This is a genomic window from Novosphingobium sp., from assembly GCF_027486195.1.
GTDB lineage: Bacteria > Pseudomonadota > Alphaproteobacteria > Sphingomonadales > Sphingomonadaceae > Novosphingobium.
Window position 1 is genome coordinate 67584 of the sequence record NZ_JAIXPP010000020.1, and the last position, 12309, is coordinate 79892.

The following is a 12309-nucleotide window of genomic DNA, read 5'->3' on the forward strand; positions in this document are numbered from 1 at the left end:
GGGGAGGAGCCGGTTTCCCCGCTCAGATATCTTCGGCAAGGCGGGTGTAGAGCTGCGGGCGGCGATCGCGGAAGAAGCCCATGCCGGCGCGGTGGCGGGCGGCTTCGGCGAGATCGAGCGTGGCGGTGAGGATACCGGTTTCTTCCGCGCCATATTCAGCGAGGAAATCGCCCCATTGGTCGGCGATGAAGCTGTGGCCGTAGAAGCGCTGCGGGGGCGTGCCGCCGACACTTTCGCTGCCGATACGATTGGCGGCGATCACCGGCATGCAGTTCGAAACCGCGTGGCCGATCATCGCGCGGCGCCAGACGCGGCTGGTATCGAGGCCGGGATCGTAGGGCTCGCTGCCGATGGCGGTGGGATAGAACAGGACTTCCGCGCCCATCAGCGCCATCGCGCGCGCGCATTCCGGGTACCACTGGTCCCAGCAGACGCCGATGCCGATGCGGGTGCCGAAGACATCCCATACCTTGAAGCCGGTGTTACCGGGGCGGAAATAGTACTTTTCCTCATAGCCCGGGCCATCCGGAATGTGGCTCTTGCGGTAGGTGCCCATGATCTCGCCGTCGGGGCCGATCATCGCGAGGGTGTTGTAGTAGTGATGCCCCTCGCGCTCGAAGAAGCTGGTGGGAATGGCGATCTTCAGGCTGCGCGCGAGCGTCTGCATGGCCTTGACGGAAGGGTCTTCGGCCAAGGGATGCGCGAGGGCGAAGAGGGCTTCGTCCTCCACCGTGCAGAAATAGGGGCCGGCGAAGAGTTCGGGCGGAAGGACGACCTGCGCGCCCTGCTGCGCGGCCTGTTCGACCAGCGCGCTGACGGCGGCGATGTTGGTCTGCGCATCGGGTGCGCCGAGCGCGAGCTGGAGGGCGGCGACGGTGAGCTGGGTCATGGGCGGGAAGTGGTGGGTCTTTGCGGGAATGTCAAAGGAGATGCGCTGACCGAACGTACCAGACACTCGTCATTCCCGCGCAGGCGGGAATGACGAAGTTATGGGTCGATCGCGCCGAGGCGGATCAGGGCCGCTTGGCGAAGAGCAGCGTCATGCGGTCGCTTTCGCCGATGGCTTCGTACTTCGCGCGGTCCTTGTCCTTGAGGGTGAGGACGGGGGGCAGCGTCCAGACGCCGTCGGGCCAGTTGGCGGTGTCCTTCGGGTTGGCGTTGACTTCGCTCTTGCCGACAAGGCGGAAACCGTGGGCTTCGATGAGCGCGATGACATCGGCCTCGCGCATGTAGCCCATGGTGCCCTGGGTGTAGGACGCAGGGGCATCGGCCTTGGCGCGGTGCTCCTCGATGCCGAGGAGCCCATCATCCTTGAGCAGCGAACGGATCGCGGCGAGATCGTTGAAGAGGTAGCCATCGGGCCACATGTTGTGAACTTCGCGCATGATCATCACGCGGTCGACGGTGCCCTTGCGCTCGGGCGGGATGGCATCGAGCGTGTAGGCGGGGATGCGCGCTTCGGGAACGCCGGTCCAGCTGGCGGCCTTGGGCGGGAACTGGGCGGGGAAGGCAGCGAGGCGGGTCCTGGTATCGCCCGAGGCAGCGGCGAGGCCAGCGGTGATGCCGATGTACTGGCCCTTTTCGCCCAGATAGGGGACGAGGATGCGCGTGTACCAGCCGCTGGAGGGCATGTAGTCCGCCACGGTCATGCCCGGCTTGATGCGGAAGAACGCCAGCGTTTCTGCCGGGTGGCGGAAGGCATCGCGTACGCGATCCTTGTCGCGCCGGGGATCGGCGAGCGCCGTGGCCATGGCGGGATCGGCGGCGGTGGCGGCTGGGCCTTCTGGCGCGGCATGAAGCACTGCGGGAACGGACGCAGCGGCAGCGAGCAGGAGGGCGGAGAAAAGGGCAGCTTTGCGCATGAAGTAACTCCGGGGGCGATTCGAGCGAAGGATAGCCTAAGCGGGCAGGAGGCGATGACAACCGGGTCATTCGTTCCTATCTGGCCCTCATAGCTGACTGGGCATGACATCGGGGGCAATTCCCCCGGAAGCAAGGAACAAGTGAATGGCGCAGGCAATCATGGCGGGCGGGTGCTTCTGGTGCACCGAAGCGGTGTTCCGCGACGTCGTAGGCGTGATCGAGGTGGAGAGCGGCTATATCGGCGGGACGGGCGCGAACCCGACCTACAAGCAGGTGTGCAGCGGGACGACCGGACACGCCGAGGCGATCCGGGTGACCTATGATCCCGAACTGCTCTCGCTGGACGACCTGCTCGATATCCACTTTGCGACGCACGACCCGACGACGCTGAACCGGCAGGGCAACGATGTCGGCACGCAGTACCGGTCGGCGCTGTTTCCGGTCGATGACGAGCAGCGCGCGGCGATGGAGGCGGCAATTGCGCGGGCGGCTGCGGCCAATCCGAAGCCGGTGGTCACGACGATCGAGGGCCCGGCCACGTGGTATCCGGCGGAGGACTACCATCAGGAGTATTGGCAGGGCGAAGGCCAGCGCAATCCCTATTGCCTCGCGGTGATCCCGCCCAAGCTGCAAAAGCTGCGCAAGAGCTTTGCGGCGAAGGTGAAGGGGTAAGCGCGGGCCCCCTCGTACTTGCATCCTTCGACAAGCTCAGGATGAGCGGGTTGGGGATGTGGGTGCAGGAAAAAAGGGGACTGTCCCTATTTTTCCCACATCGCGGCGAAGAAGCCGTCAATGCCGCCGGATTCGGCGAGCATGCCTGGATCGCTGCGGAACCAGCCTTCGGGCGTGGGCGTGAGGCCGGCGGGAAGCTGATCGGCGGTGATGGGGACAGGGCCGAGCGCCTTGACCCATTGCGCCTGAGCCTCCCCTTCCCCCGGCTCCAGCGAGCAGACCGCATAGACGAGGCGGCCATCGGCGCGAATCGCGCCCGAAGCCCGCTCAAGCAGGCCGCGCTGGAGTTCTTCGAGGGCGGTCTGGTCGATCAGGCGGTGGAGCACGTCCGGGTGGCGGCGGCAGGTGCCGGTGGCGCTGCACGGCGCATCGATCAGCACGGCGTCGTAGAGTTCGGACGGGCGCCACTGCATGGCGTCTGCGGTGACGACTTCGACTTCGAGGCCCACGCGCGCGACGTTTTCGCTCAGGCGTTCAAGACGGCGGGCAGATTTGTCGAGCGCGGTGACGCGCCAGCCGGCGGCGGCGAGCTGCATCGTCTTGCCCCCGGGTGCAGCGCAGAGATCGAGGACGCGGCGCCCCTCACCCGGCCCCAGCAGACGCGCAGGCACCGAGGCGGCGAGATCCTGCACCCACCACGCCCCTTCGGCGAAGCCTTCGAGGCTTTCGATCGGCCCGCCACGCGCAAGGCGCACATGACCGGGCGCGAGCGACGTGCCGCCGAGGCGTGTCGCCCATTCATCGGTGCGCGCCGGATCGCGCAAGCTGAGATCGAGCGGCGGAGGGACGGCGAGGCCCGCGGCGATGGCATCGACGCGGGTGGGCCAGGCACTGGTCCAGCGTTCGAGCGTGGCGGCGGGAAGCGTGGGTCTGTCCGGCAAGCCCTCTGCGCGCAGCACGGCGGAGAATACGCCGTGGGCGAGGCGGCGCGGGCCGCCGACAAGCAGCGGCAGCCCGGTGGCGATCACCGCATGCGGCGGCAGGCCGAGGCGCAGCGCCTGCGCGAGCATGAGACGCAGCACGCTGCGCGCCTTGGCATCCTCGGGGAGAATCTGGCGGGTGGCGCCATCGATCAGCCGATCGAGATCGGGCAGCCAGCGCAGCGCTTCAGCCGCGATGGCCAGCGCGAGGGCGCGGTCATCGCCGCGCTCGATGGCGCGCAGCACCGGCGGGGCAGCCTGATCGAGCGGATCGCCCCGGCGCAGCACGGCATCGAGGAGGCGCAGCGCAGCGCGGCGGGCGGGAACACCGGGAATATCGGCTTCGGCAGCTTGGGGAGAACGGGCCATTGGCCAGCCTATCGCGCGTGGTGCCCATCTTGGCAATTGCGCTTGCGCGCGGACTTGGGCAGGCAGACCTGATGGACAAGCCGATCCCCCGCGCGACAACCCGCCCCGCAGGCTTTACCCGGCCCGCGCACTGGACCAACGAACCCGCCCCCGTGCCCGCCCCGGCCGAGCAACGCGACGATCCCGACGGGCTTGATCCCACGCGGTTTGGCGATTGGGAGAAGAACGGGATCGCAATCGATTTCTGAGGGTTTGTTGCGGAGGACGCTCTTCACTTCGGCAGCGCGGCCAGCGGCGGCAGCGGGTGCCAGCCCCAGACATTGAGCGCGAAGCCGCTGACGCCCGAGCGCACGAGCGACCAGCGCAAGGGCCGCGCGATGGGGATATAGGCATTGGCGGCGGTCATTTCAGCCTCGGCCTGACCCAGCAGGCGCGCGCGTTCGCGCAGGTCGGCGGTCTGGCGGGCATCGGCGAGCAGCGCATCGCCGGCCGCGTTGCAGGCGGGCTTGTGGACCGAGCAGGCGAGCTGGTTCAGGAACCACGAGGCGCGGCCATAGCGCGCGGTCGTATCGACCAGGCGCAGGTCGGCAGGCTTGTCTTCCGCAACTTGCACCGCGACCACGCCGATGGCCTTGAAATCGGCCGCGATCAGATCGATCACCCGCCGCGTGCCCGGTCCATTGGGCGCGGCGATCCGCACCAGCGGGGCGGAGTTGCCGCTGGCCATGAAGCGCGTGACACGCTCGGCCGCCAGCGCCCGGCGCGCATCGAGTGCGACGCCGACCCAGCGCTCGCCCACGGTGCCGGCATCGCCTTCGACCCCGGCGGAGACAACGCGGGTGGTGGGCTGCCAGCCGGCGATGTTGAACGCGGCGATGATCGCATCGCGATCGATGGCGAGCGCCAGCGCTTCGCGGTTGGGCGCTTCGGCAAGGAAGCCTGCCTCGCTTTCGATGAGGAGCCCGAACATGCCGATCACCGGATCGAGCTGGATATTCCCGCGCGCGAGGCCGGTCTGTTCGGTAAGCGGCAGCGAATCGATGCGCCCGCCAAGAACAAGATCGGCGGCGCCATCGTTGAAGCGGTCCACCGCCTTTTTCGCGGGCAAGAGTTCGACGACAAGATTGCGCGCGCGGCTGGAAAAGCCTTCCTCCGGCACGAGGCCGCGCTTTTCCGGGGGAATGAGGGACAGTTCGAGCCCGCTGCCGCGCCGGGCAAGGCCCATCGGACCGGAACCGCGGCGGGCATAAGGCAGGCCGAGCTCGGGCTGGGCCAGCAGCGTGAGCAGATCGGGGACGGGCGCAACGAGATCGATCTCGATCACCCGGTCCGCCATGACGCGGACCTGCTCGATCGCGGCAAGATCGAGCCCGAGCGCGGTGCCTTTCAGCAGCGCGAGCGACTTGCGCAGCGCGGCGGCGGCGGTTTCTGCGGTGATGCGCGCGCCGCCCGGCCAGGTGCCGTCGCGCAGGCGGAAGATGTAGCTCTGCCCATCATCGGTGATGATCCAGCGATCCGCGATGGCGGGGACGACATGGCCTTCGGCGTCGAAAGCGACGAGGCCCTCAACCGTTGCGCCGCGTATCGTGCGTGCTGCGGGCGACAGGCGCAGGCTGCTGGTATCGAGCGCGGTGCGATCACCGATGAGGGCGATCGGAAGCGGCCCCTCGCTACGCCGTCCGCAGGCAGAGACGCCCAGCACCAGAGTACCGAGCCCGGCGAGGGCCAGGGCGGCAGCCATGGAAAGGCGGGAGGCACGCACCATCAGGAGCCGTGCTAGCACGCAAGGCCGCAGCGGTCAGCGCCGGAAGGGCCGCATGACCGCGAGAATCAGCAGAAATTTTTGCGTTTGATCAGATCTTGCGCAGCCGGGTCGGGTCAACCATCGCGAGCACCGGCTTGACGAAGCGCGGCGTCTCGTCGGACCTGGTGACGATCGGTTCGCGTGCGAGCTTGGGATCGATGTCCTCGACGAAGGCGATGCCGAAGCGGTTTTCCTGAATCCAGGCGACGACGCCTTCGACCCAGCCGATGTTGCGCAGATTGATTTCAAGCTTGGCGCCGCGGGTGACCTTTACATGGCCTTCGGCCATCATCCCCCCGCCCGAAAGGTTGCGAACCTTGACGCGGTGCTCGTCGCCCGCCCCGGCCAGACGCACGTCCGCCATGAGAAACAGGCTGTCACGCCCTACTTGCCGATGATCGAGTTCAGTCACGCCCGGTTTCCGTCTCATCTGCCAAAGAAGGCCCCAACGATCAGTGCGATGAGCCGCACTGCACGCCACGAGGAAAGTCGCAAAACTTTCTCGCGGATTGCTAAGCGAGGCTGGCTAACGGAATCTTAAATCGGCGCGGCGTTAACGTGTTTTTGCTTAGGCTGTGCCGGAGCGGGACACTCTCCGGCCAGAGCGTTTAACGCCGCCGATCCTACATATCGCGCGAGATTTTCTCGCGCCGTTCATGCGCTTCCTGCGCTTCGACGGTCATCGTGGCGATCGGACGGGCGATCAAACGGCCCAGCCCGATGGGTTCACCCGTGACTTCGCAATAGCCATATTCACCTTCATCGATCCGGCGCATCGCGGAATCGATCTTGGCGATCAGCTTGCGCTGGCGATCGCGCGTGCGCAGTTCGATGCCCCATTCGGTCTCGCTCGAAGCGCGGTCGTTGAGGTCGGGCTCGCGGATCGGGCCATCCTGCAGCGCGGTGAGCGTGCCGGCCGATGCCGAGAGAATCGATTTCTTCCATTCGAGCAGCAGCCGGCGGAAATAGTCCTGCTGCGCCTCACCCATGTAGGGCTCATCATCGGAAGGAATGTAATCGCCGGGCATGGCCCGACGTGCTTTGGCCAGAACGTCGATCTCGTCACTCAAAACCCCAGCCATCCGGCCCTCCAAGCTCATGCTCTTGCGACCCCCGGCCGCCGCGACGCCCGCGGAAGGACACCTGTGGCTCCCGGTTTGGCGGGCCTATAAGCAAGTGGCGGAATCCGCACAAGGTTTTCCTAAGGGGCAATGCCAAGTTGTACCCAACCCGGACAAATGCCGCCTTTTCTTCGGCGTTAACCAATTGTTGACCAAGATTGTTGACTTTGTCCCTGCCCGGCCAAGCGTCATCACGGTTCGGGGGGACAGGGGAAACGTTTATGGCACAGACTTGGATCAAGCTGGTTTCCGAAACCGAAGCTTCCGCCGCCGCCGATACGCTCGTCGCGACCTGCTTGGCTGCTGCGGCGGCAGGCGACATGGATGCGCTGTTCGACCTTGGCGTCGCCTATTCGACCGGTAGCCACGGCGCGCCGTGCGACCTGATCGAGGCGCATAAGTGGTTCAACCTTGCCGCAGTGGGCGGGCACGAGGAAGCGGCAAACTGCCGCGCCGAGGTTTCGGACGACATGACCGCGCGCGAGATCGCCGAAGCCCAGCGCCGCGCCCGCGAGTGGCTGCGCATGATGCGGACCGACAGCCGCGCGGCCTAAGTATCGTCTGGAAGCGAGCTCGGTTTGGATTGTGAACCCGGTGTCGCCACAGTCCGCTTGTAGCGCGCAATGATATCATCGGCGGTGAGCGTAACGTAGGTATCGGCTGGAGCTGCGAAGGCTTGCTGCAAGATAGCCTTCAAACGTTCGAACTGACTATCCGTACGTTCTCCAGCGAAGGCGCGAGCCAGCGCCTTTTTACCCCTCCACCACCCTTCGGGCGGTCCCCCTCCCCATTTGCACTTCGTGAAAATGGAGAGGAACTGCCGCCCTACCCCTTCTTGAACGGCGTCCTCTCGCCCAGCCACATCTGTTCCTGCGCCACGCCGCGACGTTCGCGTTCGAGGAAATCGGCGATGGCGCTGCGGAAATTGGGGTCCGTGATGTAGTGCGCCGACCAGGTCGGCACCGGTTTGTAGCCCCGCGCCAGCTTGTGCTGGCCTTGCGCGCCCGCCTCCACCCGCTTGAGGCCGAGTGCGATCGCGGCGTCGATTGCCTGATAGTAGCACAGCTCGAAATGCAGGAAGGGCTTGTCGACCACGGCCCCCCAGTAGCGCCCGTAGAGCGCTTCCGACCCGATGAAGTTGAGCGCGCCGGCCACCGGTTGATCGCCGATGAAGGCCATGACCAGCAAGATGCGGTCCGCCATACGCTCACCCATCAGGGTGAAGGCCTCACGCGTGAGATAGGGGCGGCCCCATTTGCGCGCGCCGGTATCCTGATAGAACACCCAGAACGCGTCCCAGTGCTCGGGGCGAATAGCCTCGCCGGTGAGCTGGCGAATCTCCACCCCGTCCTGCGCCTTGGCGCGCTCCTTGCGCAGGTTCTTGCGCTTTTCCGAGGAGAGCTGGCCCAGGAAATCGTCGAAGCTGGCGTAGCCCTGGTTGTTCCAATGAAACTGCGTATCGGTGCGCAGGAGCCAGCCCGCTTCCTCGAACAGCGGCAGCTGCGACGGCTCGATGAAGGTGGCGTGGGCGGAGGAAAGCTGGTTCTGCGCGCAGATCTGCTCGGCAACGCGCAGCAGGGGCAGCCCAAGGGCCGGATGATCGCCCGTCAGCAGGCGGGGCCCCGTGGCGGGGGTGAAGGGCACGCTGATCTGGAGCTTGGGGTAATACTGCCCGCCCGCACGGTGCCAGGCATCGGCCCAGTTGTGATCGAAGACATATTCGCCCTGGCTATGGCCCTTGAGATATGCGGGCAGCGCGGCGGCGGCGATGCCGGCGGCATCCTCGATCACCAGCGGCAGCGGCGACCAGCCGCTGCGCCCGCCGACACTGCCCGATTCCTCGAGCAGCGCGAGGAAGGCGTGGCTGGTGAAGGGGTTGCCTGCACCAGCCAGCGCGTCCCACTCGGCGGCGGGAATCTCGCCGACAGCGTGGTGGACGCGCGCGGTCACGCTCACGGGCGGGCGGCCTTTGCCAGCCCTGCTCCTTCCGCAATCGGACCATCGCCGTGCTTGAGAGCGCGCTCCATCAGGCCGGGCGTGTTGACCGTCCACGTGAGCACGGGGAAGCCCCGGCGGCGCTGCGCACCGGCAAAGCGGCTGGGCATGTCGGTAATGTCGTAAGCGAGGAAATCGGGCTGCGCGCGCCAGAGCGTGATGTGGCGGCGGGTGCGCGCGAAAAGCGTGCGGTTGCTTTCCTCCATCATCACGAGGCCGCGCACGATGTGGCTGGAATGCCGCGCAAACCAGTGCGAGACGCGCGGATCGAAGCTCATAACCGCGACGGGGCCGCGATAGCCTTCGAGCATGCGACGCACCGCGAGGCAGATCGCCGGAATGCGCGTGGAAGGCCGCGTCTTGACCTCGATCAGCAAGGGCACGCGGCCCGCGACGAGATCGAGCAGCTCGCGCAGGGACGGGATCGTGTCCGCATCATTGCCGATGATGCGGATCTGGCCCAGCTTGGCCGCGCTGCGTTCGATCACGAGGCCGGTCTCGGCGGTCAGCCGGTCCAGCTCCCAATCGTGGAAGACCATGGCCTGCCCATCGCTGCTGCGCTGGACATCGCATTCAATGCCGAGCCCGGCCTCGATCGCAGCGGCAAAGGCCGAGAGCGCATTTTCGGGCAGGCCCGGACCATGGAGGCCGCGATGCGCATAGGTCACGCCCTTGAGCCAGGCCACCTTTTCGGCCTGCGGGGGCGGCGCCAGCAGGCGATCAAGCAGGATGGAGAGCAAATACAGCATCGATTTCCACTGCGCAGCCGAGGGGGAGCGAAGGCACGCCGACGGCGCTGCGGCTATGCTTGCCGGTTTCGCCGAACACCGCGACCATGAGTTCCGAGGCGCCGTTGGCGACCTTGGGCTGATCGGTGAAATCGGGGGTGCAGGCCACGAACGCACCGAGCTTCACGACGCGGGCGATCCGGTCCAGCGAGCCAAGTGCGGCCTGGGCCTGGGCGAGCAGCATCAGCCCGCAGCCCTGCGCGGCAGCAAAGCCCTGCTCGACCGAGAGATCAGCGCCCAACTTGCCCTTGACCAGCGCGCCATCGACGAACGAGACCTGCCCCGAGACATAGAGAAAGCCGCCGGCCTCCACCGTGGGGACATAGGCGGCGACCGGTGCTGCCGGAGCAGGCAGGGTGAGGCCGAGTTCGGCAAGCCGTGTGGCGGGGGTCTCAGTCATCGTCGTTCACTCCGTGGATACGATCCATAAGCCAGGGCAGCGCGTGCTCCCACTGGTCGATACGGGCATGGGCGTGGCCCTTGACATGCGCGCAATCGATGTGGCGCGCGATCATCGGTTCGCCGCACAAATGCAGGCGGCCGACATGGGGGGCAATCTCCATGACCGAGCCGTGGTGCTGCGGCAGATCATCGATGAACACCGCGCGGCTGGGCTGGTATTCATCGAGAATGGCCTTGAGCGCAGGCCCCTTCGGCCCCTGATTGGTGAAGACGCGCGCGTTGATGCCGACATCCATGAGCTGGCGGGCGCGGGCATCGCGGCGATCGTCGTTGAGGTTGGTGAGGATCACCACATCGGCATGCCGGGCGAGCGCGTTGATTCCCTCGACCGCGCCCGAGATCGCCTGCTGGCGGTGCATCTCGGTATCGAAGAACAGGCCGAGCAGGCGCCAGATTTCCGGCCCGGGGACGGGATCACCCGTTCCGGCGTAGCGCATGGCCTTGCCGAAATCGCTGTCTTCCATCACGAAATCGATACCATGCTGCTCGCCCAGCCAATCCCGATAGGGCGCGACCATGTGCAGCAGCACTTCATCGCAATCGCTGATCACCAGCGGCTTACTCATCACAATCTCTCCCGGGTGGCGGCGAGCGTGGCCGGGGCGAGGCCCAGCGCATCTGCCGCTGCAATCAGATCCGCCTCATGCCCGCAGAGGAATTCGAGCACCGCGCTCTGCACCGCCGGATCGCCGAGACCGGTCCGCAGCTCGTCAGGCGTCAGACCGGTGAGGGACAGAAAACGCTCCGCACGGCCAGCATCACCGAGCACCCAGCCAAGGGCCTGCAGCGCCGTGGCGGCAGGATCGGGCAGGGAGGCGGATGCGCGGGCGATTGTCAGGGCCTTCCGGGGTGACTAGGCAGGTGTCTGGGGTGGTATGAGGATATTGGGGCTCAGTGGCAAAAAGAATACTGGTTGTCGAGGACAACGACCTCAACCGTAAGCTGTTCTGCGATGTGCTGAAGGCAGGCGGCTTTGCGGTGGAGCCGCTGGCAGACGGGCGTGATGTGCTTGTTCGCGCACGCGAATTCGTGCCGAACCTGATCATCATGGATATCCAGCTGCCCAACATTTCGGGCCTCGAACTGATCGAGGCCCTCAAGGGCGATCCTGGCCTGAGGCTCATCCCGGTGCTGGCGGTAACCGCCTACGCCGGCAAGGGCGACGAGGAACGCATCCGCGAGGCGGGGGCGGAAGGCTATCTCGCCAAGCCGGTATCGATCGGGCCGTTCATGATGGCGGTGAAGGCGCTGGTGTAGGGGCTTATCCAAAGGCCAGACCCATGATATGATTACATCTGATTGCAGGAGGTTTCAGATGGCATCAACAGAGCCGATCACCGTCAGGACCAGCAAGGAAATGGTTGCGCGGATCGATGCACTTGCCGCCGCAATGGACCGCTCGCGCAACTATCTCGTCGGTCTGGCCCTTGAGCAGTATCTTGAGCGCAACGCCTGGCAGATCGAGCGGATCGAGGCAGGCATAGCTGCGGCCCGCGAAGGTCAGGTTGTTCCGGCTGATGCCGTTTATTCACGCATTGCCGCAAGGCAGGGCTGGAACCGATAGGTGCGCCTCGTCTTTGCCGAACCGGCAGCGAATGATCTGGAAGATATTGTCGAATACGTCGCGCTTGACGACCGGCGCGCAGCGGAAGCAGTCTATCGTGCTATCGTGGCGGCGACGGAACTGTTGCTTGCGTTTCCGGCGCTTGGCCATCCCGGTCGACTGCCAGGAACGCGGGAATACTCCATCACCGGGCTGCCCTATATCGTAGTCTACGAAGCCGACACCGCCGCGGTTACCGTGCTGGCAGTATTCCATGGCGCGCGCGATCTTAGCCGGGCGCTAGTCACGCGGCGCAAGGACAGCAAGGGCTAGCCGAAACCTCGTCGGACTTTGATCTGGGGCATGATCTCGATGCACGAAAAGCCAGCCGCGCTTGACAAGCGGTGTGGCTGGCCGCTTTTCAGCCGCATTCTTGGGGCAAGGGCGCCTCAAAGCCGGAGAACACATACCATGGATCGCGCCGCTATCGCCGCCCGCATTGCCGAAGTGATCGAACCGTTCAACAAGAACGCGGTTCCGATCACCGAAACCACCTCGTTTGCCGGGGATCTCGAATGGGACAGCCTCACGGTCATGGATTTCGTGGCCGCCATCGAGGACGAATTCGACATCATCATCAGCATGAACCAGCAGGCCGAGATCGAAACCTATGGCCAGCTGATCGATGCCGTGACCACGATGCAGGGCTGAA

The 12309-nt window shown here is 65.8% G+C and carries 18 protein-coding genes; 7 read left to right on the forward strand and 11 right to left on the reverse strand.

The genetic code is table 11. The features are described from left to right. Positions 1-22: 22 nt before the first annotated feature. Both aguB and Q0071_RS04480 read right to left on the reverse strand, forming a co-directional pair. Complete coding sequence (gene aguB, locus Q0071_RS04475) at positions 23-889, reverse strand: N-carbamoylputrescine amidase (RefSeq protein WP_298165754.1); 867 nt, start codon at positions 887-889, stop codon at positions 23-25. A 124-nt stretch (positions 890-1013) separates the two neighbouring features. Then, on the reverse strand, positions 1014-1862 hold the full coding sequence (locus Q0071_RS04480) for a methyltransferase (protein ID WP_298165756.1): 849 nt from the start codon (positions 1860-1862) through the stop codon (positions 1014-1016). Positions 1863-2007: 145 nt separating this feature from the next. Between Q0071_RS04480 and msrA the strand changes: the two genes are divergently transcribed. Further along, on the forward strand, positions 2008-2535 hold the full coding sequence (gene msrA, locus Q0071_RS04485) for a peptide-methionine (S)-S-oxide reductase MsrA (RefSeq protein ID WP_298165758.1): 528 nt from the start codon (positions 2008-2010) through the stop codon (positions 2533-2535). Positions 2536-2621: 86 nt separating this feature from the next. Here msrA and Q0071_RS04490 read toward each other — a convergent pair whose 3' ends face one another. Continuing rightward, on the reverse strand, positions 2622-3884 hold the full coding sequence (locus tag Q0071_RS04490) for an RsmB/NOP family class I SAM-dependent RNA methyltransferase (protein ID WP_298165760.1): 1263 nt from the start codon (positions 3882-3884) through the stop codon (positions 2622-2624). A 29-nt stretch (positions 3885-3913) separates the two neighbouring features. On the opposite strand from Q0071_RS04490, the gene Q0071_RS04495 reads away from it, so the two are divergent. After that, positions 3914-4132: a DUF1674 domain-containing protein gene (locus tag Q0071_RS04495; protein WP_366886045.1), complete on the forward strand. Its 219-nt coding sequence runs from the start codon at positions 3914-3916 to the stop codon at positions 4130-4132. Positions 4133-4155: 23 nt separating this feature from the next. Here Q0071_RS04495 and Q0071_RS04500 read toward each other — a convergent pair whose 3' ends face one another. The 3 genes from Q0071_RS04500 to dksA all read right to left on the reverse strand — a co-directional run bounded on the left by Q0071_RS04500 (position 4156) and on the right by dksA (position 6770). Next, entirely contained in the window at positions 4156-5625 is a 1470-nt protein-coding gene (locus Q0071_RS04500) for an ABC transporter substrate-binding protein (protein WP_298165762.1), read from the reverse strand. A gap of 112 nt (positions 5626-5737) precedes the next feature. Then, positions 5738-6100, reverse strand: a complete 363-nt coding sequence (locus Q0071_RS04505) for a PilZ domain-containing protein (RefSeq protein WP_298165763.1) — start codon at positions 6098-6100, stop codon at positions 5738-5740. A 211-nt stretch (positions 6101-6311) separates the two neighbouring features. Beyond that, a complete protein-coding gene (dksA, locus tag Q0071_RS04510; protein ID WP_298165765.1) occupies positions 6312-6770 on the reverse strand; it encodes an RNA polymerase-binding protein DksA in 459 nt (152 codons plus the stop codon). Positions 6771-7030: 260 nt separating this feature from the next. Here dksA and Q0071_RS04515 point away from each other — a divergent pair, with 260 nt between their 5' ends. Next, positions 7031-7363 carry a hypothetical protein gene (locus Q0071_RS04515; RefSeq protein ID WP_298165768.1) on the forward strand — a complete coding sequence of 111 codons (333 nt, stop codon included), beginning with the start codon at positions 7031-7033 and terminating at the stop codon, positions 7361-7363. A gap of 271 nt (positions 7364-7634) precedes the next feature. Here the strand turns inward: Q0071_RS04515 and Q0071_RS04520 are convergent, their stop codons facing one another. From Q0071_RS04520 to Q0071_RS04540, 5 genes are read right to left on the reverse strand one after another with little or no spacing between them, the layout of a single operon-like run. Beyond that, the gene (locus Q0071_RS04520) at positions 7635-8765 is read right to left on the reverse strand and encodes a GNAT family N-acetyltransferase (RefSeq protein WP_298165770.1); all 1131 of its coding nucleotides are present in this window, start codon (positions 8763-8765) and stop codon (positions 7635-7637) included. Further along, positions 8762-9553: a glycerophosphodiester phosphodiesterase family protein gene (locus Q0071_RS04525; RefSeq protein WP_298165771.1), complete on the reverse strand. Its 792-nt coding sequence runs from the start codon at positions 9551-9553 to the stop codon at positions 8762-8764. Before Q0071_RS04525 ends, Q0071_RS04520 begins: the two co-directional genes overlap by 4 nt. After that, on the reverse strand, positions 9525-9992 hold the full coding sequence (locus Q0071_RS04530; RefSeq protein WP_298165773.1) for a RidA family protein: 468 nt from the start codon (positions 9990-9992) through the stop codon (positions 9525-9527). Before Q0071_RS04530 ends, Q0071_RS04525 begins: the two co-directional genes overlap by 29 nt. Next, complete coding sequence (locus Q0071_RS04535; RefSeq protein WP_298165775.1) at positions 9985-10620, reverse strand: HAD family hydrolase; 636 nt, start codon at positions 10618-10620, stop codon at positions 9985-9987. The genes Q0071_RS04530 and Q0071_RS04535 overlap by 8 nt, the downstream gene beginning before the upstream one ends. Next, positions 10620-10892 carry a DUF3572 family protein gene (locus Q0071_RS04540; protein WP_366886088.1) on the reverse strand — a complete coding sequence of 91 codons (273 nt, stop codon included), beginning with the start codon at positions 10890-10892 and terminating at the stop codon, positions 10620-10622. Before Q0071_RS04540 ends, Q0071_RS04535 begins: the two co-directional genes overlap by 1 nt. A 56-nt stretch (positions 10893-10948) precedes the next feature. Here Q0071_RS04540 and Q0071_RS04545 point away from each other — a divergent pair, with 56 nt between their 5' ends. The 4 genes from Q0071_RS04545 (at position 10949) to Q0071_RS04560 (ending at position 12308) form a co-directional block, all read left to right on the forward strand. After that, positions 10949-11311: a response regulator gene (locus Q0071_RS04545; protein WP_298165777.1), complete on the forward strand. Its 363-nt coding sequence runs from the start codon at positions 10949-10951 to the stop codon at positions 11309-11311. Between the two features lie 58 nt (positions 11312-11369). Then, positions 11370-11618: a ribbon-helix-helix protein, CopG family gene (locus Q0071_RS04550; protein ID WP_298165779.1), complete on the forward strand. Its 249-nt coding sequence runs from the start codon at positions 11370-11372 to the stop codon at positions 11616-11618. Then, positions 11619-11930 (forward strand): type II toxin-antitoxin system RelE/ParE family toxin, encoded by a 312-nt coding sequence (locus Q0071_RS04555; RefSeq protein WP_298165781.1) that lies wholly within the window; start codon positions 11619-11621, stop codon positions 11928-11930. It begins immediately after the preceding gene. 138 nt (positions 11931-12068) lie between these two features. Then, on the forward strand, positions 12069-12308 hold the full coding sequence (locus Q0071_RS04560; protein WP_298165783.1) for an acyl carrier protein: 240 nt from the start codon (positions 12069-12071) through the stop codon (positions 12306-12308). Position 12309: the final 1 nt, after the last annotated feature.

Coding starts and splice junctions, on each gene's coding strand:
- aguB (WP_298165754.1), bottom strand. CDS start 889: ATGACCCAGCTCACCGTCGCCGCCCTCCAGCTCGCGCTCGGCGCACCC.
- Q0071_RS04480 (WP_298165756.1), bottom strand. CDS start 1,862: ATGCGCAAAGCTGCCCTTTTCTCCGCCCTCCTGCTCGCTGCCGCTGCG.
- msrA (WP_298165758.1), top strand. CDS start 2,008: ATGGCGCAGGCAATCATGGCGGGCGGGTGCTTCTGGTGCACCGAAGCG.
- Q0071_RS04490 (WP_298165760.1), bottom strand. CDS start 3,884: ATGGCCCGTTCTCCCCAAGCTGCCGAAGCCGATATTCCCGGTGTTCCC.
- Q0071_RS04500 (WP_298165762.1), bottom strand. CDS start 5,625: ATGGCTGCCGCCCTGGCCCTCGCCGGGCTCGGTACTCTGGTGCTGGGC.
- dksA (WP_298165765.1), bottom strand. CDS start 6,770: ATGGCTGGGGTTTTGAGTGACGAGATCGACGTTCTGGCCAAAGCACGT.
- Q0071_RS04515 (WP_298165768.1), top strand. CDS start 7,031: ATGGCACAGACTTGGATCAAGCTGGTTTCCGAAACCGAAGCTTCCGCC.
- Q0071_RS04525 (WP_298165771.1), bottom strand. CDS start 9,553: ATGCTGTATTTGCTCTCCATCCTGCTTGATCGCCTGCTGGCGCCGCCC.
- Q0071_RS04530 (WP_298165773.1), bottom strand. CDS start 9,992: ATGACTGAGACCCCCGCCACACGGCTTGCCGAACTCGGCCTCACCCTG.
- Q0071_RS04535 (WP_298165775.1), bottom strand. CDS start 10,620: ATGAGTAAGCCGCTGGTGATCAGCGATTGCGATGAAGTGCTGCTGCAC.
- Q0071_RS04550 (WP_298165779.1), top strand. CDS start 11,370: ATGGCATCAACAGAGCCGATCACCGTCAGGACCAGCAAGGAAATGGTT.
- Q0071_RS04560 (WP_298165783.1), top strand. CDS start 12,069: ATGGATCGCGCCGCTATCGCCGCCCGCATTGCCGAAGTGATCGAACCG.